Annotated in this window: 11 protein-coding genes; 9 read left to right on the top strand and 2 right to left on the bottom strand. The window is 49.9% G+C overall.

Annotated features, from left to right (window positions below):
* Nucleotides 1–558: 558 nt before the first annotated feature.
* Complete coding sequence (locus tag ACFQ3W_RS00860; protein WP_379315653.1) at nucleotides 559–8,607, top strand: right-handed parallel beta-helix repeat-containing protein; 8,049 nt, start codon at nucleotides 559–561, stop codon at nucleotides 8,605–8,607.
* 487 nt (nucleotides 8,608–9,094) lie between these two features.
* Here the strand turns inward: ACFQ3W_RS00860 and ACFQ3W_RS00865 are convergent, their stop codons facing one another.
* A complete protein-coding gene (locus tag ACFQ3W_RS00865; protein ID WP_379315655.1) occupies nucleotides 9,095–10,318 on the bottom strand; it encodes an ROK family transcriptional regulator in 1,224 nt (407 codons plus the stop codon).
* Between the two features lie 399 nt (nucleotides 10,319–10,717).
* Between ACFQ3W_RS00865 and ACFQ3W_RS00870 the strand changes: the two genes are divergently transcribed.
* From ACFQ3W_RS00870 to ACFQ3W_RS00915, 8 genes are all read left to right on the top strand, one after another.
* Entirely contained in the window at nucleotides 10,718–12,358 is a 1,641-nt protein-coding gene (locus ACFQ3W_RS00870; RefSeq protein ID WP_379315657.1) for a peptide ABC transporter substrate-binding protein, read from the top strand.
* A gap of 91 nt (nucleotides 12,359–12,449) precedes the next feature.
* Nucleotides 12,450–13,388 (top strand): ABC transporter permease, encoded by a 939-nt coding sequence (locus ACFQ3W_RS26045; protein ID WP_449290204.1) that lies wholly within the window; start codon nucleotides 12,450–12,452, stop codon nucleotides 13,386–13,388.
* A 7-nt stretch (nucleotides 13,389–13,395) separates the two neighbouring features.
* Nucleotides 13,396–14,322, top strand: a complete 927-nt coding sequence (locus ACFQ3W_RS00890) for an ABC transporter permease (protein WP_379315659.1) — start codon at nucleotides 13,396–13,398, stop codon at nucleotides 14,320–14,322.
* A gap of 12 nt (nucleotides 14,323–14,334) precedes the next feature.
* Nucleotides 14,335–15,357, top strand: coding sequence for an ABC transporter ATP-binding protein (locus tag ACFQ3W_RS00895; protein ID WP_379315661.1), 1,023 nt, complete (start codon nucleotides 14,335–14,337; stop codon nucleotides 15,355–15,357).
* Nucleotides 15,350–16,327 (top strand): ABC transporter ATP-binding protein, encoded by a 978-nt coding sequence (locus tag ACFQ3W_RS00900; protein WP_379315663.1) that lies wholly within the window; start codon nucleotides 15,350–15,352, stop codon nucleotides 16,325–16,327. Before ACFQ3W_RS00895 ends, ACFQ3W_RS00900 begins: the two co-directional genes overlap by 8 nt.
* Before the next feature lie 22 nt (nucleotides 16,328–16,349).
* A complete protein-coding gene (locus ACFQ3W_RS00905; RefSeq protein ID WP_379315665.1) occupies nucleotides 16,350–18,884 on the top strand; it encodes a transglutaminase domain-containing protein in 2,535 nt (844 codons plus the stop codon).
* A gap of 163 nt (nucleotides 18,885–19,047) precedes the next feature.
* Complete coding sequence (gene rbr, locus ACFQ3W_RS00910) at nucleotides 19,048–19,611, top strand: rubrerythrin (RefSeq protein WP_379315667.1); 564 nt, start codon at nucleotides 19,048–19,050, stop codon at nucleotides 19,609–19,611.
* A 48-nt stretch (nucleotides 19,612–19,659) separates the two neighbouring features.
* A complete protein-coding gene (locus tag ACFQ3W_RS00915; protein WP_379315669.1) occupies nucleotides 19,660–20,175 on the top strand; it encodes a GNAT family N-acetyltransferase in 516 nt (171 codons plus the stop codon).
* Nucleotides 20,176–20,235: 60 nt separating this feature from the next.
* Here ACFQ3W_RS00915 and ACFQ3W_RS00920 read toward each other — a convergent pair whose 3' ends face one another.
* The gene (locus ACFQ3W_RS00920; protein WP_379315671.1) at nucleotides 20,236–21,591 is read right to left on the bottom strand and encodes a DegT/DnrJ/EryC1/StrS family aminotransferase; all 1,356 of its coding nucleotides are present in this window, start codon (nucleotides 21,589–21,591) and stop codon (nucleotides 20,236–20,238) included.
* Between the last annotated feature and the right edge of the window lie 261 nt (nucleotides 21,592–21,852).

Consider the following 21,852-nt stretch of genomic DNA (forward strand, 5'->3'; position numbering starts at 1 on the left):
ATCAATGCTTTGTTATGAAGTTGTATCCTAGATTCTCAAAAACTCATAACGAGGATAGCGTTTCGATTCCCAAGCTGAAATAGATTTCCTAACGGCATCCATCGCTTCATTCGTCATCAAAGCAAAGTAACTAACCATAGTACCGTGTGGCAGTAGAGCTCGTACTTCTCATTATAGTGCTCAAAGGTGCGAAGGCGGTCATAGATGCTGTCCAATTCTTGGCGGAGTTCTGCATTGACACCTCCACATTCCCGATGCTATATTATCCTTAATATTCACTATTAAAAAATACTTTTCAGTATCTTGAAAGGGACTCACTCGAACTCTCTGCAAACCCCACACCACCTTCCGAAAGGGGGAATCGATAATACCTTCGAGCGTTTGATCCACGATCGTCCGAGCAATCTCTTCTATTTAACCCAAGACAATCACCACTCAACACACTCCAACACCTTTGCATTTCACCCATTTTCTCACAGAGTTACTCCTTCAAATCATACCTCAAAGCCCATACTCACTTTCCATATCATTTCATTTCACTCAATCAGGAGGTCCTTGATGAAGAAAACGATCAGCGTTTGTTTGGCAACGATATTGATGGTTATGTCTTTGATTAGTGCTGTGCCGCAAGGGATTGCGCTGGCAGATGGCGCAGGCGGGGGGACGACGTATTACGTTTCCACGGATGGAGATGACGCCAATTCGGGAACCTCGGATGCTCCGTTTAAGACGTTTGCTAAAGGGGGTTCGCAGTTGCAGCCCGGCGATACGCTGTTGATTAAGGCGGGCAATTACTCTGAGGCGCTTGTGTTGAATGGTTTAAAAGGAAGTGCGGATGCGCCGATTACCATTCGCGGGGAAGCAGGAACGAATATCACGGCTGGCGCTTATGTGAACTCGCCGTTTTGGAAGAACTTTGCGCTTAGCGTGGCGAATAGCGAGTATGTGAATATTAGCAATATTCGCTTTACTTTCAGCGGGACGCCCGAAACGGGGGACAGCTACACGGTCGGAGTGAGCGGTGCGAAAAATGTGAAGCTGCAAAATAACCATTTTGCAGCGGACGGCCCGGCTTATGCGGTTTTTTATCTCGATACGAATAATGAAAACTTGATCCTGGATGGCAACTATGTCGAAGGGTCTGACAATGCTTTTTACGGCTACGGGATTCATGATACGACGATTACCAACAATATTTTTACGCAGTGGTGGACTTTCCATTTTGAATCCAGCACCTCTACCCATAACACGATTAGCAATAATGTGTTTGCCGGGGCGGGGGAGCATTTTTATGGGGGGACTTACGAGAACAGCATTATTACGAACAATATTTTCTTGGGGAACCCGAAGATGAGTTTGGGAACAGGCAATACGGTTGGGTATAACAGTGTGACCGACGGCAGCCTGAAAACGTCCGCCACGGATGTGGTGGGTACGGCCGCGGATACGTTTGTGTCGGCGACGGATTACCATCTCAAGGAGGGCAGTCCGAGCATTGATGCCGGTACCGAGATCGGCCTGCCGCCAGTTGATCGTGACGGGAAAACGAGAATCGGTCCTGCCGATATTGGCGCGTACACGTATGGTAAGTTTTTTTACCTGGATGCGAGTGCTCCATCTGGCGGGGACGGTTTGAGTGAGGCTACCGCGTTTAACAACCTTTCGGATGCAGGCGCCGCGATTGTACCTGGTGCGACATTACTCGTCAAACCGGGCAGTTACACGGGGAATCTCGCGATTACGGGGACCGGAGCTGCGGATACCAAATCCATCACGATTCAAAAGCTAGGCGATGGGGTGGCCAGCATCGATGGTGGTGCAGGTCCTGCAATTACGCTAAAAGATATCGCCAACGTAAACATTGCCGGGCTAACGCTGGCAAGCCGCGGAAATACGGCGCTTCTCGTAGACGGCGCTATGCATAGCGAGATCTCACAATCCACCGTGACTTCAGCCACCTACGGCATTGAAATCACCGGTCATACCCAGGGCTCGAAGTTCCATAACCTCGCCTTCCAGAAGCCGGATCAAACCGGGATTTTGTTGAGGAATTCCACGGGGAATGAGATTTACAACAATATTTTTGACAACACCCAAGGCATCTTGAACGAAGGAGGCAGCTTTACCGATACGCGGATCATGAACAATGTGATGATTTCGCATGGCAGTGAGGGAGCCAACATCGTCCTGAAGGGGACGAATAATACGGGCAACACGATTGCGAACAATATTTTTAGAGCGGAAGGCCCGACGGCCATTGCGACGGTGAGCTCGGCGGTGTACTTTAATGAGCCCGGAACTAATAACATCGTGGACTACAACTTATATGACAGCACAAGTACAGGTTTATCTAACGGAGCACCGGAGAATGAGCCGTACAGCGTATACGGTGATCCCAAGTTTGTGAGCGATTCGGACTATCATCTGCAGCTCGGAAGCGCGGCCATCGACAAGGGGAGGAATGTGAATGCTCCTGCGTTGGACCGCGACGGGCGGATTCGATTCGGGGCCACGGATATCGGCGCTTACGAATATGTCGGGAATTCCACGGTTTTTCGGGTGGTGGGTCAGTCTCCGCAAGGCAACGGGATCAAGATCGATTCGGTGATCAACGTGACCCTGTCCGAAAAAACGAGCGATAACCAAGGCAATATTTCGAGCAATATCTCCGTGACGACCGTCGTAGATGGAAAAACGGTAAACGTCCCCGGCAGCTTCAGCACGGCCGACGAGGGAGAAGGGACGAAGATTACGTTTACGCCGGCGGCAAAACTGAATTATGACTCCACCTATACGGTAACGGTCAAAAAAGACCTGATGAGCACGAACGGGAATTATCTCCCGGCCGACGTGGCGTGGCAATTCAGCACGGAAGCCTTCATTATGAACGAATACTACATTTCTCCGAACGGCAGCGATTCGAATCTTGGCACGATCGACAGCCCGAAGAAGACGGTATCAACATCCCTGATCGCCAAGCTGAAGGCGGGGGATACGGTTTATTTTAGGGAAGGAACTTACAACGGCATTATTGTTTTGCAGACGTTCTCGGGTACGGCGGACAAACCGATCACCTTCAAAAGCTACCAGAATGAAAAGGTCGTCCTAACGTCGGATCACCCGGATTACATCATCTACCTGGGACACAGCCAGCACATCCGCATTGAAGGGCTGACCTTTGCCCCGAACGCCTCGCAGAACGGATCGCGCGGCACTGCCTTGCGGATCGATAACCATACAAAGGGCCGGCAGGCGAGCTCGGACATCGTCGTAACCGGCAACAGTTTTGAGAACTGCGGCACGGCGATTGCCACGCGAGATTTGGTGAATGTCGGGTTCGGCGATTTCGAGTTTTCGAACAATGAGATCATTTCCGACGACGGCTGGGGACTGTATTTCCAGGAGGTCCGCGAAAAGCCGGGCAGCTACGGCAAAATTTTCAACAACGTCATTTACGGCGCAAACCGCAGCTTGAATTTATGGGGCAAAAGCTCCAATCTCTTGTTTTACAACAATACTTTTGCCGATAAGTACGATCCGGCGGGCGGAAGCGGCAGATATGATCTTTACCCGGTACAGGGCACCTATGACAGCGCAGCAAATCCGATAAACATTTCCACGGACCTGGTGTTCAAAAATAACATCTTCACCAAACCGATCCGTACACAGCTGGAGGGCGGCAAATCGATTATCGACGCGGCGCAAAATGTAGTCTTCGACCACAATGTGTACTCGATCGCCGGAACGCAAAGAGTCACCTACAACGGGGGAGGCGAAGGCCCCGTCCTGACGCTGGCGCAATTGCAGAGCGGAACGGCCTGGGCCAACCAGGGCAGACCGCTTGAGACGAACGGGAAGTTTGGCGATGTCGCTTTTGTGGATGTGCTGAGCGACGCCAGAATTATTTTTCCGACCAATCCTGCCATTGGTACAGCTACGACCACCATTATCCCCGGGGTGGAGGCTCCGGCCACCGATATCAACGGGAATGCCAGAGCGAAGAATGAAGCCGGCGCTTACGCTTACGACGAGACATTTGCTTTTGTCGGAAAAAATACCGGACCCGCCGACGGCTCTCCGCTGCACCCGTATCCGTCCATCGAGGCTGCGGTGAAGGCCGGGGCCAAGAGCATTCAGGTGATGGACGGCAGCTACGACGCCGACGAGAGCATCGATATGGCGGCATCGGCCGGAGCGGGAGATGTGAAGGTCATGCCGTATAACGGCGAGGTGACCTTGAACGGCGAGTTGAGCATCAAAGGCTCGGCGGAAAAAGCCATTTCCATAGAGCGGCTTACTCTGGTCGGGAACGTGGCGTTGTCCGGGAAGAGGGTGACGGTGAGTGGCAACCGAATCAAAGGCGACTTAGCTTTGAGCCAGGCGGATGGAGCTGTGGTGACGGGCAACGTTTTTGCTCCGAAGGCGGCGGATGCAGTTCAGCTCAGCGGCAGTGTGAACAGCTTGATCACTAATAACGTCATTTCGGAACGTCAGACGGCTATTCGTTTCGCAGCTTCATCTACAGCGAACAAAATCTATAACAACACACTGTATGGTAACGGCCAAGACGCTGTTTTTAGCGGCGATTCCACCGGGAATATTTTTAAAAACAACATTTTCTCCACGCGCTTAAGCAGCTACGCCAATAATGAATTTGACTACAATCTGTACAATGCGGACACGATTGCCAAGGCGGATTTGGATGCCATTACAGCAGACCTGCATGCCGTTAAAGCTCCCGCTGGATTCATCAACGCCAAGGCGAAGGATTACAGGCTTTACAAGCTGAGTCCAGCCGTAGGCGCAGGCATTACGGATAACGATACGCCGGCCAAGGATATCAACGGAATTTCCAGAAAAAATCCCCCGGACATCGGTGCCTATGCCGCAGTCGCCGTGGATGTGAGCTACTACGTCGATGCGGTGAACGGCGATGATAGCCGCGCAGGAACGGCGGAAGCTCCGTTTAAGACGATCGGTGTCGCGCTGCAGGCGCTGCGGAACGGGGAGGGCGTGGTGGTCAAGGCGGGAACCTACCATGAAAACATCGCGCTTGCGGACCGGGCGGGAAGCGAAGCGGACAGCTATGTGATCAAAGCGGATGGAGCCGTTATTGTGGACGGCAGCATTACTTTGGAAGGCGCAACCGGAGTGACGTTAGACGGTTTTATGGTAAATGCCGGCGACGGAAACACGGCCGTCACTTTAAAGGCTTCTCCGAAAGCGGCTTTGAAGAATTTGACCATCAGCCAGGCAAAAATCGGCATAAGTGCTTTGGACAGTCCAGAATTGTCCTTGAGCAAGATAAGCATCAGCCAGGTCGAAAAGGGCATTGTGCTGGATGGCGCGGGTAAGGTCAGCCCGGTAACGGTATCGCGGACGAAGGTTGACCAGGCGAGCGTCACCGCGATTGAAGCGGCAAACCAAGTTGCTTTGAACCTGACCAGCAGCTTGATTACCCATTCAGGTAAAGGCGTGGTCGGAACGGGCGGGTCCCGGTTCACCCTCATGAACAATACCTTCTACGACAATAGCGGATATAGCGTTCAGATCTCAGGAGCAGAGGGAAATGGCGACAATCCGGTTATCGTTAACAATATCTTTTCACGCAGCGCTAGAGGGCAAGGGGTATTCACCCGCATCGACACGAGTGGAAGCTTCTTCGCCAACTATAACCTGTACGACGCTGCGGCGGATGAGGACATTATTCGGTTGAACGGCAGCGGTCAGTCCTTGGCGGAAGCAGCTGCCAACGGAATGGAGACCAAGGGGCTCCTCGGAGCGCCTATGTTCAAGGATGCGTCAAACGGTGATTTCAGTCTGGCCAAAGGAAGTCCTGCCGCGAGAAAAGGGACGAAATCCATTAACGTGAAGGCAGCCGACGATTCGCAAAAAGAACTCCCGGCTCCTTCCGCAGATTACGCAGGAACGCCGTACAGCGCTTTAGGGCAGGACATCGGCGCATATTATTCGCCTTACAGCATGAGAACGATTCATCTGGCCGGTGACAATGCGGGCTCGGTGAATGGCGATGGTTCGGCGGAGCATCCGTTCCGGACCTTTGCGCAAGCGATTAACGCCGCCGATTCTGGCGACACGATTATTGTTCATAAGGGCATATACAAGGGCCGCTATGATATCAACAACAAGCACGGTGCTCCTGATGCACCGATTATCATCAAGGCTAGCACCAATCCGAACGATCCGCTGGACCTTGTGAACGCGGCGCTACCCGGGCCTATTTTTACAGGAAAAACGAATTACGAAGACCGTAATGAAGAAGCGAAAGACGAGGTTATGACGAAAATTACGAACAGCTCTTACCTTACTTTTGAAGGGCTGAATATTACGGGCTTCCGAGGCGCCGGGATCTGGGCGATGGACAGTGACCATCTGGTGCTGAAAAACCTGAAAATATGGGATATCGACACGCCGCAGGACATCACCTCTGGTGTGGAAGGCCTGCTGATTAGCGGCACGACCGATTCTTTATTCAAAGACATACAGATCTGGGATATCGGCCAGACCCGCAAAAGCCAGGCGGACCACGGGGCGTATATCGGCCACAGCTCCAATCTGGTGTTTGACGGCATGAAAATCTCCAATTCACCGGGCGGAGGCATCCAGTTCTATGCCGGCGACAATTACGACATTCATTCGACCGATATTGTGATCAAGAACAGCGTGTTTTCCGAATCGAAATACGGCTTGATCCTGGTCGGCATCCAAGACTTCACGGTGACGAACAACACGTTCCATAACAGCTGGGAAAACGATTTGTACCTGGATTGGAACGTAAGGGGGAACCTGTTCCAGAACAATGTTTTTTACAATGATCGGACGAAGGAATACGACTCGGTTTACGGTAAAGTGAAGCCAGTCATTATCGGTTATCAGTACAATGTGATTCGAACCAATCCCGACCAAACCAAGACTCACATGGTCGTGGACAATACGTTCCGGAACAATCTGTATGATTACAGAAAATTCCCTGCGAACGCACAGTTCGTCGCTGACGTGATGCCGATTGAGCAGTTTATAGCCACCGAAAACGCCGCAGAAACCAACAACCGTTACACCAACATGTACAATGGAAAAATGAGCTTTAAAGGCTCGTTTCAGGATGCGGCAGATGACTATGTAAGAGCGCAGCAAATCTTTGACGATATTCTGGACGTGAAGAGCGGCAGCGCCAGTATTGACAAAGGGGTTAGCGAGAACGCGCCGACCATTGATATTTTGGGACGCAGCCGAGTGAATGCGCCTGATTTGGGGGCGTATGAGTATATTCCCGGCGGGACCAATGGTGGTGGTAATGGAAACGGGAACGGTAACGGCGGTGGCAGTGACAACGGCAGTGGTAATAGCAGCGGCGCTGGCAGTAGCAATAGCGGGAATAACAGCAATGGCGGCGAAAACAGCGATACTAACGATACCAACAGCACCACGCTGGTTCAGAATGGAAAATTAGACGAGAGCGGCGCCGTCCATGCGGAAGTTACATCAGACCAACTCGCCGACTTATTTGGCAAGGCGAAAGAGGATGCTCGCGGGACCAAGGCCATCACGTTAAAAGTGGCAAAGGCCGACGGAGCCGTGAAATACGTGCAAAAGCTCCCCGTTAATGCGCTCACCCAAGCCAAGGGAGACAAGAGAATCACCATTGAAACACCGATCAGTACCCTCACGGTTCCTTCAAACATGCTGACTCCGAATTCCATAGGAAATGCTGCTAAAGTAGAACTGAGCATTGGACGCGCGGATAAGTCGAAGCTCAGTAAAGAACTGCAAGCACAAATAGGGGATAAACCCGTGATCGAGCTGATCCTCCTGGGCGATGGAAAACCGGTAGCCTGGAACAATTCAGAAGCTCCGGTAACCGTAGCTATGGACTATGCTCTACCCACCTATGAACGCGTAGATGTAGAGTATATCGTCGTCTGGCATGTGGATGACCAGGGCCATGTATCAGCAGTGCCAAGCGGACGGTATGACCATGCATCCGGCAAAATCACGTTTACCACGACCCATTTCAGCAAGTATGCCGCCGCCTTTGTGCACAAGGCATTCAAGGATACCGCGAAATACGCATGGGCGGAGAAACAAATGAATGTCCTGGCCTCAAAAGGAATCATTAACGGCACATCCGACACCACGTTTGCTCCGGGCGCGAACGTCACGAGAGCCGACTTTATCAAGCTGCTGGTGAGCGGACTTGGACTTACCGCGAAGGTGGATTCCAACTTTAGTGATGTCAGCCCAACGGATTACTACTATGAGTCGGCAGGCATCGCGAAAAAATTAGGCATCACGGGCGGAATCGATGGAAGCCGCTTTAACCCTCGAGCCTACATCACAAGGCAGGATATGATGGTGATGGTCCATCAAGCGCTCATCGCCGCGGGTAAGCTGTCCGAGAATGACGAAACCGTCGATGTGCTTGCCAAATACAGCGACACTTCCAAGATAGCACCTTATGCAACCGGCAGTGTGGCCGCCCTAGTAAAAGAAGGCATCGTCAAAGGCAGCGGCAACCGCATCAACCCGCTGGGTCATGCGACACGGGCTGAAATCGCAGCGCTCATCTATACGGTGTATAACAAGTAATAGGTGAAATGCGAGTTCTGTTCCATTTTAGACATCCATACACGCGATTAATCGGGTAGGGCTAGCTTAAGGGATCAGAATAGCTGCATTTTATACATCTAATTCCTGGGATTTATCCAGATTTGAGTATTTAATTGTAAAAAGTGCATCTAAAATGGTTAAAAGCGAAGAGGAGTGTAAATTTACCTCGATTTAACTGCACTTTCTGCATTTATTTACGCGGTGGACGCCCAAACACTAAAAATAAATGTACAAAATACATTTAAACACCAGCCCGTACACGCACCAGCCCATGCACCACCCCACACACCGTACCGCCCTACCCGCCACGCATGTCGCGACGCGATCCTCCCAGAGGATGGCAATATATGAGTTCCATGCACGCATGATTTTCCAACATAGAAAAGGTAAAAAAAGCCCCGGATATTCGCTGAATATCCAGGGCTTTTACCATTAACGGCCACTTTGCATCAAGCTGACTTAGGATTTATTTTGATAGGTCCGATTGGCACAGCTTATTGAATATGAAATCTCTAGAGAGTGCGAAAAGGCCGTAAATCCCCGAGTTTTCTTCCAGTTCAGCAGGTACTACGTCAATCGGCATAAAAGCATTTTCCTTCACGATCCGGTTGATGTTCGGAAGCATCTGAGAATTAAATACCGAATACTCTCCTCCGAAAATGACTAAATCGCAATTGAGGAGGCAGACGATATTGGAAATCGTTCCTCCGATGATTACGGATATGTCTTCTATGCATTGCGTCAGGAAAGGATCGCCGCTTTGCCAAACCTTAACCAGGTCTTTGAAATTGAACGTATCCAGCGTTTTTCCCAGAGCAGCAAAGGCATCTTCTGTTTTTTTGGGGCTATCCTGTTTAACTCTGGTTGTCAGCGCGTTTATATTGGTCGATCCGCCCAAATTGTTGAAGGCGTATTTCCGCGCTTGTTTTATGTCATTTTCTATGGTGATTTCATGAGCTATTTCCCCCGCACTGTTGGAGGTCCCACCGTAAATCGAGCCATTCAGGATCAAGCCGGCGCCAAGTCCCAAACCGCCGCTGATGTATACTAAGTCCTTTGAAGCCTTCCCCGCGCCATAGGTGAATTCGCCAAGCGCCGCGGCGTTTACGTCATTGGACACAAGCACCGAGGTTTCGAAGTGGGACTCCAATTGCTGCGAAAGGTCACCCATGTTCCAGTTCGCAAAGTTAGCGTTGGCAAGAAAGCTTCGGCTTTCAGGATTATAGATACCGGGACAGGAAATCGCGATGATCGCCAGGTCGCTATGGGTCAAGTTGCTGGACGAAATCAGGAAATTGACTGCGTTAAGCACCAGTTCCAATCTGGCAGGGTAGGACGAGGAACCGGGGATGTTCATAGTAATCTTATTCAGTATTTTCCCATCCAGATCAGCCAGCACAAACAGGGGATCTTCAAATTTCAACTCGATGGAGATTATGTACTGATACGTGTTGCTGAACTTCAGTAAAATCGGCTTTCGGCCGCCGGAGGCCATGGAGACCCCTGTACCGACCTCTTGAATGATTCCTTTGCTTAACAAGGACGCAATATTTTCTGTTACAGCGGCTTTGCTGATGCGTAACTCCCGTGCTAGCTCGGCCCTTGATATGAGCTGCTTACTATATATTTTGTCCAATATGATTCTTTGATTGATCGACCGGATGTGAGTTTGGTCTACAGCATATTTCATTATATAATACCCACTTTATAATAAAGTTAGTAAACTTTGTGAACTTACTCCAATATAGCATAGCGGATTTCCAATTACAATGTAATACATAAAGCATATTGATGTCACAAATAAAGAAATTTAATATGCATACTGTGGTAAGAACTCCTCAATGATTGATAAAAGACCAATAGAGCAAATAAACGGCTACGCTGCAGGCTTTTTGTCCGTTGTGAGTTGGAGCTCCATTAGAAAAAGATGGGCTTTTCCGGCAGAGTTTAATGGTTTGACAATTTCAAAAATCCATAGTAATGTATTTGCAACTTAGTAAGTTCGGAAAGTAAACAAACTAACACCAGTTGTCAATTTGCTTCATATATATTGCTTAATCATTTTAAGATGGAGAGGAAGAGGTGTGTTATGAAAATTTGGAAACTGGTTGTGTTGTCCATGGTCTTAATTGTGGGGATGACGGGCTGTAATTTTAGCTCCTCGGCCCCAAGCGCAGACACAGGCTCGAACACAAGCAAGAACTCGGACAAGGCATCAAATGAGGGCACCATCACAGTCTATGATACGAATGAAATCAGAACGATGGTGCAGTGGGCCGCTTCAGACAGCAATTCCTTTACGATTCTGAACAACGTGTCCGAAGGACTTTACCGGCTGAATGCCAAACATGAACCGGAGCCAGCCTTGGCTGAAAGCTACAAAGTATCGGACGATAAGCTGACTTACACCTTTACCCTAAGAAAGGACCTGAAGTGGAGCAACGGCACCCCGCTTACCGCGAAAGATTTCGTGTACGCCTGGCTTAAACAGATGAGCGTCGACGCTACCAACGGATATTCCTTCATCATGACGGATTATATCGTAAACGGCGCCGAGTATTTGGACAACAAGGCTGATGCGGCTTCCGTTGGTGTAAAAGCGATCAACGATACTACGCTGGAAGTTAAACTCAAACAGCCTACCCCTTATTTTGTCAGATTGACGGTTCTCCCGATGTTCTTCCCTCTGAATGAGGAATTTGTGAAATCCCAGGGCGACCAGTACGGGCTGAAAGCAGAAAACATGATTTACTGCGGACCTTATGTCCTGGCCACTTATGATCCCGCAAGCGGCAGCACTTTGAAAAAGAATGACAGCTACTGGGATGCAGCAAACGTCAAAGTGCCAAACGTGAGTGTCCGCATTATCAAGGATCAAGCCACTGCACTGAACGCTTACAAATCCGGACAACTTTCCAGAGTTACTCTTTCCTCCTCAGATGTACCTTCTATGAAATCGAACCCGGAATTCAATTCTACCAGTGAATTCAGAACGACCTATATTCAGTACAATTTGAAAGATAATGCTCTTACCAACAAAAACATCCGTCTTGCCCTTGGATACGCGATTGACCGCGTAACCCTCGCAGATAAGATTCTGGGTGACGGTTCCGCACCGGCTCCAGGCCTCATTGCAAATTCCATGTACGGTGACGGCACGAAGTCCTTCCGGGATTTGAACGGCAATTTGACTACCTTTGATGCTGCAAAAGCGAAGGAATACTGGGACAAGGGAACGGCCGAGCTTGGCAAGGCGCCTTCTCTGACGTTACTTACGGAGGATGACTCCGTTACGAAAACGGTAGCTACCTATGTACAGGATCAGTTCAAGCAAGTTCTGGGCGTTGATGTGAAAATCGACTCCAAGACGAAAAAAGCAAAGAATCAGTTGATGGACGACAACAATTATCAAATGGCCATCACCGCCTGGGGAGCCGACTATGACGACGCCATGACGTATTTGGATCTTTGGACCAACGGCACGCCATACCGCGGTAATTACACGAGCGAAACATATAACGGCCTGATTGCCGATGCGAAACAGCAGAAGGATGATGCGAAACGCCTTCAGGATATGCTGGATGCGGAAAAGACACTGCTGACCGATGATGCGGTAGTATCACCGCTGTTCTACAGAGGTTTTGCTTATCTGACGAAGCCGAATGTGGAGAATTTGGTGACTCATCCTTTCGGAACGCCGATTGAGTTTAAATACGCTTCCTTAAAGTAGCATTACAAAAATAGAGGGACAGAACAAAACCTCGGGTGGATGGAATAGAGTCCTCCCGAGGTTTGTCATAGAAGCAAGGAGGATGCATGGAATGGCCTCGTATATAGGCAAACGGATTTTGTACCTGATGATTACGCTGCTGATCATCCTTACCGCCACATTTTTTCTGATGAAAAAGCTGCCCGGCACTCCCTTTGACTCGGAGCGTTTCGCCTTATTATCGCAAGTTCAGCAAACGCAGTTTCTGGAAAAATACGGATTGAACGATCCGGTGATCGTGCAATACGGAAAATATATTTTAAATGTTTTCAAAGGTGATTTGGGGACCTCCTTTTTCTATTCGGGCAGCCCGGTGACCGGTGTTATTTTGGGCCGGATCGGCCCATCTGCTCTGATCGGGACTCAAGCGATTCTGCTCGGGCTTTCCGTCGGGCTGGTGCTCGGCATCGTCGCCGCATGGTGGCATAACAAAGCAATAGATTATCTTACGATGATATTGGCGGTTTTGGGGGTTTCGGTCCCGAATTTCGTGGTAGCCGCATTGCTGCAGTATTTCATCGGCCTCAAATGGGGGATTCTTCCTGTTGCCTTCTGGGAGAGCTGGGAGAACTCCATTCTGCCTTCCATTGCTTTGTCTTTTGGGGTTACGGCCATGATTGCGCGGTTTATGAGAACGGAAATGCTGGATGTGCTGTCACAAGACTATATAGTAACTGCAAGGGCAAAAGGGCTCAGCCAATTTAAAGTGGTCATGCAGCATGCCGTGCGGAACTCTATCATCCCGGTCGTTACCATCCTGGGTCCGATTATTGTCAATCTGCTGACGGGTTCCCTGGCCGTAGAAAATATTTACAGCATCCCGGGGATCGGGAGCCTTTTCGTCGATTCTATTAAAACCAATGATTATTCCACGATCATGGGGATCACTGTTTTTTATAGTGCGTTTTATATTTTTGTCGTCATGATTGTAGACATTTTATATTCGATCATTGATCCAAGAATTCGTCTTGCGGCAGGAAAGGGGGACTAATGGTCATATGGCACAAAAAATAGATATCCCTCTGGAGCTTTTTGAAAAAGCGGTAGTGGGCGAGGATGAGAAGGAGCATATTGCCAGTCCCAATTTGACGGCATTTCAGGACGGCTGGCTTCGGTTGAAAAAAAATAAGGCCGCTGTCGTAAGCTTGGCGGTGTTAATCGTTATTTTCCTGCTCGCGATTTTCGGCCCGATATTTTCGAAGTATTCTTACTTTGTCACCGACTACCAGCATACTTTTCAAAAGCCAACGATGGCGCATCCCTTCGGAACGGACCAGTTTGGGCGGGATCAATGGGCTCGTATCTGGCAGGGGACGCGGATATCGCTGCTGATTGCTACTGCGGCGGCCTTCATTGACCTGTTCATAGGGGTTACTTTTGGCGCGGTGTCGGCTTTGTTTGGCGGCAAAGTAGATGCTGTCATGCAGCGGATTATCGAAATTCTTGTAGGAATTCCCCAACTGATCATTGTCATTTTGCTGATGATGGTGATGCCTGCGGGAGTTTGGACGGTGGTGCTGGCGCTCTCCATCACCGGCTGGGTCAATATGGCACGGCTTGTGCGGGCGCAGATTCTCAAGCTGAAAAATCTGGAGTTCGTCATGGCTGCCCGGATTTTGGGCACCAGCAGCAAGGGGATCATCCTGAAGCATTTAATCCCCAACACTGTCGGAGTCATTGTCATTAATGTCATGTTTACGATTCCTTCTGCGATTTTTACCGAAGCTTTCTTAAGCTTTATCGGCATTGGTCTTGCGGAGCCGAAGGCCTCGCTGGGCGTTTTGATTAACAACGGATATCAGGTCCTTCAGAATTATCCGCATCTGCTGATCTTTCCTGCGGTAATCATTGTATTGATTATGGTTTGCTTCAGTATTTTGGGCGATGGGCTTCGCGATGCGCTGGATCCCAGAATGAGACGGTAAGGAGGCTGCAAAATGGGGAATCTGTTGAAAGTTGAAAATTTGAATATAGACATTGAGACGCAGCACGGAAAAGTGAAGGCGGTCCGCGGGGTGGACTTCACCTTGAAAAAGGGCGAAACCTTGGCCATTGTCGGCGAATCCGGCTCCGGGAAATCCATTATGATGCGGGGGATTATGGGGCTGCTGCCCTCCAATGGCAAAATCGCCGAAGGCTCCGTATATCTTGAAGATAAATGCCTTTCCGAACTCAATGAGCATCAGATGCGGAAAATTCGCGGCTGCGACATTTCCATGATATTTCAGGATCCGATGACTTCGCTCAATCCGACCATGTCTATTGGAAAGCAGATCGTTGAAGTGCTGCATGAGCACCGCCGTGACCTTTCGAAGAAGCAGTTAAAGGAGATCGCGATCAAGCAAATCGAGCTGGTAGGCATATCCAATCCCGAAACCAGATTCAATCAATATCCGCATCAACTGTCCGGGGGTATGAGACAGCGCGTCATCATTGCCATCGCATTGGCCTGCAGCCCCAAGGTGCTGATTGCCGACGAGCCCACCACCGCGTTAGATGTAACCATTCAGTCGCAGATTCTGGACTTGATGAAAGACTTGCAGGGGAAAATAGACACCTCCATCATCATCATCACCCATAATTTAGGGGTCGTTGCTAACATTGCCGACCGTGTCGCCGTCATGTATGGCGGCAAGCTGGTGGAGATCGGCAGCGCGCGGGAGCTGTTCTATGAAACCGCCCACCCTTATACCAAGGGACTTCTGGCTTCTATCCCGAAAATGCATGAATCCGACCAGCAGCTGTCGTCCATTCCCGGCACGCCGCCCGATCTGATGGACCCGCCGGCAGGTTGTCCTTTCGCAGCGCGATGTGAAAAGACCATGAAGGTGTGTCAGCAATATATGCCGGAGTATACAGAGCTTTCGAATACACATCATGCAGCCTGCTGGCTGCTGGACGACCGTGCAAAGGCAAAAGTACAGGCACAGGCTGCAAAAGGCGGTGAAATGTATGTCTGATAAAGAGGTACTGCTGCAGGTAAAAAACCTGAAAAAATATTTTAACGTAGGCAAAAATAAGCTGCTAAAAGCGGTGGATGACGTCAGCTTCGATATTTACAAGGGCGAAACCTTTGGGCTGGTTGGCGAATCCGGCTGCGGCAAATCCACATTGGGACGCACCGTGATTAGGCTTTATGAAACAAGCGGCGGAACCGTTGAATTTGAAGGAACGGATGTGCACGGCAATCTGAATACGGCGCAAAGACACGGGCTTTCTCGGCGTATGCAAATGATATTTCAAGATCCCTACGCTTCATTAAACCCCCGGATGAAAGTCATGGACATCATTGCGGAGGGAATTGATGCCCATGGACTGGCAAAATCCGCCGAGGAGCGTACCCGGATGGTGGTGGAGCTTCTGGAGACCGTAGGCCTAAGCCGTGAACATGCCAACCGATTCCCGCATGAGTTCTCCGGCGGGCAAAGACAGCGCATAGGCATTGCCCGCGCACTCGCGGTCAATCCGGATTTTATCATTGCGGATGAAGCGATTTCGGCACTGGACGTTTCCATTCAGGCTCAGGTGATCAATCTTTTGAAGGTGCTGCAGGAGAAACGGAATTTGACCTATCTTTTTATCGCGCATGATCTGTCCATGGTCAAGCATATCAGCGACCGTGTAGGCGTCATGTATCTGGGCAGCATGGTAGAGCTGGCTACCAGCAGCGAATTGTTTGAGCATCCGATGCATCCTTACACGGAGGCGCTGATTTCGGCGATCCCTCTTCCTGACCCGGATTTGGAGAAGTCGCGCAGCCGTATCGTGGTGGAAGGCTCGATTCCAAGCCCCATAAATTTAGCTGACAATTGCCGTTTCTGCACACGTTGTCCCAAAGCGATGGATATCTGCAGAAAGCAGGCGCCGGAAATGAAGGAGCAAAGACCCGGGCACTGGGTTGCTTGCCATTACGTTGAGCAGATGAAATAAGGCCTAAATTGGAGGGAAACGAATGCTGCTTTCGAAAACCTTGCGAAATGCAATTCATGATAGATTTATAGAAAACATGCCGCCGCGGCTGCTTAACAGAGAAATTCAGGGCCGGCTGCAAGAATGCAATGAAGATGTACGGACGATGATGGAGTTTTTTTATAGTACGATGCCGGCGTCTGATATCGGGGATTACGATTTTTCGCTATATCTGAAATTTGCGGAATTCGGCCTGTTTCTTGCCGACAACTCTCCATGGAACAAGCAGATTCCGGAGGAAATTTTCTTTAATTTTGTACTGCACTACCGGATCAACAACGAGGGAATTGAAGATTGCCGGCCCTTTTTTTATGGTGCCCTCAAGGAAAGAATCAGCGGGAAAAGCATGAAGGAAGCTGCGCTTGAGGTGAACATCTGGTGCGCCGAGCATGTGACTTATCAGGCTACGGACCAAAGAACCGCTTCTCCGTTGACCGCACTCAGATCCTCTTACGGAAGATGCGGGGAGGAGTCGACATTGGTAGTCACCGCCATGCGCAGCGTAGGTATTCCCGCACGTCAGGTATACACGCCAAGATGGGCCCATTGCGATGATAATCATGCCTGGGTGGAAGTGTGGTGCGATGGGGACTGGTACTATTTGGGGGCCTGTGAGCCGGAGCCCGTCCTGAACAGAGGATGGTTTAACAATGCCTCTGCACGGGCCATGCTGGTGGACGGCAAGGCTTTTCTTCCGGTTGAGGGAGAAGAGGTCATTGCCCAAAACGGACAAACCCTTATTTTAAATGAGTTAAGCCGTTATGCAGACTCCAGACGTTTCACCGTGACCTTAAAAGATTCGCAGCCCGTCTCTGACGTTACCGTGCATTTTGAGATGCTGAACGGCTCGGAGTTTTTCCCGCTTGCGTCCATAACGACTGATGAGGCAGGGCGTGCGGGGCTCACCCTTGGCCTGGGAAGCATCCATATTCACGCTGTGAAGGACTCCCGCTTTGTTGAAGCCCTTGTTCATACGGGGGACACGGATTCTTTCACGCTCGATTTCTCAAAGGCTAAGCCATACGAACCGGAGCATCAGGAAGATTTCAACTTTATTGCGCCGAAGGACAGCACGAGAAACAGTATGCCACTTTCGGAAGAGCAAAAAGAGCTGCGCAGCCGGGTGCTAAGAGGTGCGGATTGTAAGCGCAAAGCGTATGCCAAAGGATTTTATCAGCAGGAAGAGGCGGAGAAGCTGGCTGCCGAGTTCAGTCGTCCGCAGGACGCTTTGCGCATTCTGAAAGAGGCCGAAGGAAACTTCCGGGAGATTGCTGATTTTCTTGCCATGGATTTCGGTGCAGGGAGCAAGGAGCTGCAATTGCGAATGCTTGAAGCCCTGCCGAAAAAAGACTACAGGGACGTACAGTGCAGCGTTCTTGCCGAACATTTCGGATCGGGGCTGGAATATCAAAAGGATTATCCTTTGGACATATTCGTGCCCTATATCCTGTCGCCCCGGGCGTATTTTGAACAGCTTACCCCTTACCGCAGACTCCTCTCCTCCGTCTTTGATGAACAGACAAAGGAAGATTTCCGGACATTGCCGCAGCGGGCATGGGCGTATGTTTCAAAATTTGAATCGGGCTCGGGCCGGGATCATGAGCGGTTGTTCGGAACCCCTGAAGGTATTCTTCGCAGCGGACTTGCGGGAGCAATGGGGCAGAAGGTCCTGTTTGTAGCGATTTGCCGAACACTTGGCATTCCTGCCCGTATCGATCCGGTCGATCTGACGGCTCAGTATTATGAGGATGGCAGCTTCAGAATCGTTGGCGACTGTTCAGATAAAGGCAAAGGACACGCCGGACTTATCCTGATGGGCGGCGCGGAAAAGTGGTTCTATTTGAACAACTGGGCCATTGCTGTTTTAAAGGATGGCTCGTACCAAACCCTGGAGCTTGCCGATTATCCTTGGAACGACGGGAAGCTTGAGCTTTCACTTCAGCCGGGCAGCTATCGGCTGATCACCTCCAACAGAACGCCAAACGGCAATCAGTTTGCGAGGAAATATGTTTTTCAGCTTGAAGCGGGCGAAACTAAAACCTTGGTCATCTCATTGCGTGAGGTCGAGATTTCGGATTTGGTGACCGATATATCCTATGCGCCTTTCGAGCTGTACGATGAAAACCATGTCGCGATTTCAACGGAAGCCGTGTGCGGGGACAGAGATGCCGTGCTTGTCTGGCTGGAAGAGGGGCATGAGCCAACAGAGCATGTTCTAAATGAATTTATTCAGGCGCAGGATGTGCTGGGCAAAGCGGACTGTGAAATTATTTTTATCATACGCGATCAACAAGCACTGGATAACGAAACCTTTAAGAAGGCGTGCATGGCGATCCCTCGGGCAAAGGTATATTATTCCGATTTTTCCGATACAGCAGTAACTATAGCGCGCAGAATGTATGTTGACCCGGACAATCTGCCGCTTACCGTAGTGTCACGAGGCGGCCGCGGCATCTACGCCTGCAGCGGTTATAACGTGGGTATTGTCGGGCTGATGATAAAAATCATTAATTTGTAGTAAAGTGCAAAAAATGAAAGAGGTGTAGCAGACGGTTGCTATACCTCTTTTATATTTAAATCTATGACATATTTGCTTTCGTTGCTTCCAAATCATTCTATAGAATTAAGGAGGAAGGTTGTACGGAAACAACGAAATCAATCGGAAAACGGAGGAAATGGACATGTCAAATGAAGAAAAACAAGCCGCACAGAATTCCTATGCAGGCACGAAGACTGAAAAAAACTTGATGGAAGCTTTTGCCGGGGAAAGTCAGGCCAGAAATAAATACACTTACTTTGCATCGGTGGCTCAGCGGGAGGGCTATGACCAACTGGCCGAGATATTCCTAAAGACCGCTCGCAACGAACAGGAGCACGCTCGCGTCTGGTTTGAAGAGCTGGGTAATCTGGGCTCTACAGCTGAAAACCTGCTGCACGCTGCCGAAGGGGAAAATTACGAGTGGACGGATATGTACGACCGCTTTGCTAAAGAAGCCGAAGAGGAAGGCTTTAAGAAGCTGGCTGCCAACTTCCGTAGAGTGGCTGCGATCGAAAAGGCTCATGAAGAGCGCTATCGTGCTTTGCTGAACAATGTAGAAATGCAGCAAGTGTTTGAAAAGGGCGAAGAAACGATGTGGGAATGCCGGGTTTGCGGTCATCTGGTGATGGGCAAAAAAGCGCCAAAGGTATGTCCGGTCTGCATGAGCTCGCAAAGCTTTTTTGAAGTGAGAAAAGAGAACTATTAAATATTAACTCGCTATGCTCTCGGATTTTGTAAGAGAGGGGGAGTTAAGATGGACATCATCCAGACGAATCGGTTGGTTTTTCGAGAATTCGCGCAAGCCGATCTTGAACCATTGTTTCTTCTTTTAAGCGACCCCACGGTGATGAAGTATTGCTCAGGGCCTATGGATTTGACCGGTGCAACGAAATGGTTGAATGCAGCCATGGCATGCTATAAACAATATGGTTATGACTACTGGGCCGTATATGAAAAGAATACAGGCGATTTTATAGGCCAAATAGGGATATTAAACCAGCAAATTGCCGGTAAATACGAGGATTGTTTGGCGTTTATGATCGGACAGAAATATTGGAATAAAGGGTACGCCACCGAAGGGGCTTTGGCTTGTATTGATTATGCTTTTGGCCCATTAAAGCTTGATAGACTCATAGCGACCGTTGAACCGGAAAACCTGCCGTCCATCAGGGTATTGAAGAAAATCGGAATGAAGTTTGATGGGGAGACAACCTATGCTGATAAAAAAGCGTATGTTTATTCCATCCAAAAGGGTGAGTTCCGAGAATAGTAAATTAAAAAAGTGTCCTCTAGCCAGCACATGGCTCTAAGGGACACTTTTTGTTTTGGATCAATCCGCCTTCACGGATTTGCGAGGCTTAAACATATTCCACCCGCCCATCGTGGCAGGGTTGCCCGGATCGTCTGCCAGCAGATCTTGGTAATGAGTTGCAACTTTGCGGAAGGCGAGAGCGTACTGCTCGATGACTTCCGGGCGGTAATGCTTGAACCATGGTATGCTGTACACCTTGGCGGAAATGCTGCTGCTAACCGGTAGGCCAGAATCCATATTCCGTACATCGTGCGGGGAATTGGCGATTCGGGTTGGCCTTCCATGCCCGTAAATATCTGCATCCTTGAACAAGGGGTGAGTATGCAGCGGCAGGTTGCAGCCCGGAAAGCAGTCCTCGACGCCCTCGGCTCTGACTGCCTCGCAGAAGCGAGAAACGGACAAGCCGCCAAGCTCCTCGGAGCGGTAGTGCCCGTGGGCAGCATACCAACCTCCCATCAGGTTGCCGGAATCTTTAACGGTGCGATGCGCACGCAGTCCCGGAACGTCCTCCAGCAGATCCCAAAAGTAGTTCATCGCCCGGCGGATTTCAGCCTGTCGTTCCTCATAATGATGCAGCTGTACGCGTCCCACCGCCGAGCTTAACTGATGCATCCTGTATTTGTATCCGCCGAGCGGCAAGCCGATGAAAGGCCGGAGCGCTTCGGACTGGATTCGGTCATTGAAGCGCTCGTAGTGGCCGAGGGCAATCGCTCTCTCATAGATTTCCCGGTCATTCGTCACCAGCATGCCCGCTTCGCCGACGGCCAGGGATTTCCCGGCCATGAGGGACATGGCGCCGACATGCCCGATCGTTCCGAGCTGTCGTCCCTTGTAGATGCCGCCGTGTGCATGCGATACATCTTCAATTACCTTAATGCCATGCCGCTCAGCAATTTCCATAATCGGGTCCATATCGGCGGGATGCCCGAAGTAGTGAACGACGATGATTGCTTTCGTTCTGTCGGTGATCCGATGCTCAATGTCTTCGGGATCAAGGCATAATGTAACCGGATCGATATCCGCGAATACGATCGTCGCTCCCAGCGAATAAGCTGGGACGCCGGAAGCCCAATAGGTGATGCTAGGGCAAATGATTTCATCACCGAGCCCTACGCCGCAGCCGTACATGGCTGCCTGAAGAGACGCCGTCCCGTTATTGAAGCCGAGCGCGTAGCTGGTCCCCAGCCACTCACGGAAATCGGCTTCGAATTGTTCGGTGACATCGGTCCCGGACATGGCTCCCCTGCGTAAAACCTCCAAGGCCGCTTCCTCATCTTCCTGCGTAATGATCGGCCAGGTAAACATATTTCCGGGCGGCTCGGTTACGGATTTGGGACCGCCTAGAAATGCCAACTGCTCAGTGTTAACGGACATGAGCAATACCTCCATCGATTTTTTAAAGATTATTGGTACCCATGCTGTGGGTGCGGCATCATTTGATGATCAAAATGAAAAATAGGTACATAAAATGGACTTATTTCAGAAAAAAGGGTGCTCAAGCTGAAAATAGGGGAATTTAATGTACCTATTTTCCATCGAAAACACCCAAATAGCGATTTTTCCAGCCCCAGCACGAAAATAAGACCACAGAATTCCCTTATTTTTTAGGGAAGAGGCTAAAATGCATAAATAAGG

The sequence above is a fragment of the Paenibacillus puldeungensis genome (assembly GCF_042678945.1).
Classification (GTDB): domain Bacteria; phylum Bacillota; class Bacilli; order Paenibacillales; family Paenibacillaceae; genus Fontibacillus; species Fontibacillus puldeungensis.

What these genes read in the sequence shown, in the direction of transcription:
- ACFQ3W_RS00860 (WP_379315653.1), top strand. Translation starts at nt 559, where the DNA reads ATGAAGAAAACGATCAGCGTTTGTTTGGCAACGATATTGATGGTTATG.
- ACFQ3W_RS00865 (WP_379315655.1), bottom strand. Translation starts at nt 10,318, where the DNA reads ATGAAATATGCTGTAGACCAAACTCACATCCGGTCGATCAATCAAAGA.
- ACFQ3W_RS00870 (WP_379315657.1), top strand. Translation starts at nt 10,718, where the DNA reads ATGAAAATTTGGAAACTGGTTGTGTTGTCCATGGTCTTAATTGTGGGG.
- ACFQ3W_RS26045 (WP_449290204.1), top strand. Translation starts at nt 12,450, where the DNA reads ATGGCCTCGTATATAGGCAAACGGATTTTGTACCTGATGATTACGCTG.
- ACFQ3W_RS00890 (WP_379315659.1), top strand. Translation starts at nt 13,396, where the DNA reads ATGGCACAAAAAATAGATATCCCTCTGGAGCTTTTTGAAAAAGCGGTA.
- ACFQ3W_RS00895 (WP_379315661.1), top strand. Translation starts at nt 14,335, where the DNA reads ATGGGGAATCTGTTGAAAGTTGAAAATTTGAATATAGACATTGAGACG.
- ACFQ3W_RS00900 (WP_379315663.1), top strand. Translation starts at nt 15,350, where the DNA reads ATGTCTGATAAAGAGGTACTGCTGCAGGTAAAAAACCTGAAAAAATAT.
- ACFQ3W_RS00905 (WP_379315665.1), top strand. Translation starts at nt 16,350, where the DNA reads ATGCTGCTTTCGAAAACCTTGCGAAATGCAATTCATGATAGATTTATA.
- rbr (WP_379315667.1), top strand. Translation starts at nt 19,048, where the DNA reads ATGTCAAATGAAGAAAAACAAGCCGCACAGAATTCCTATGCAGGCACG.
- ACFQ3W_RS00915 (WP_379315669.1), top strand. Translation starts at nt 19,660, where the DNA reads ATGGACATCATCCAGACGAATCGGTTGGTTTTTCGAGAATTCGCGCAA.
- ACFQ3W_RS00920 (WP_379315671.1), bottom strand. Translation starts at nt 21,591, where the DNA reads ATGTCCGTTAACACTGAGCAGTTGGCATTTCTAGGCGGTCCCAAATCC.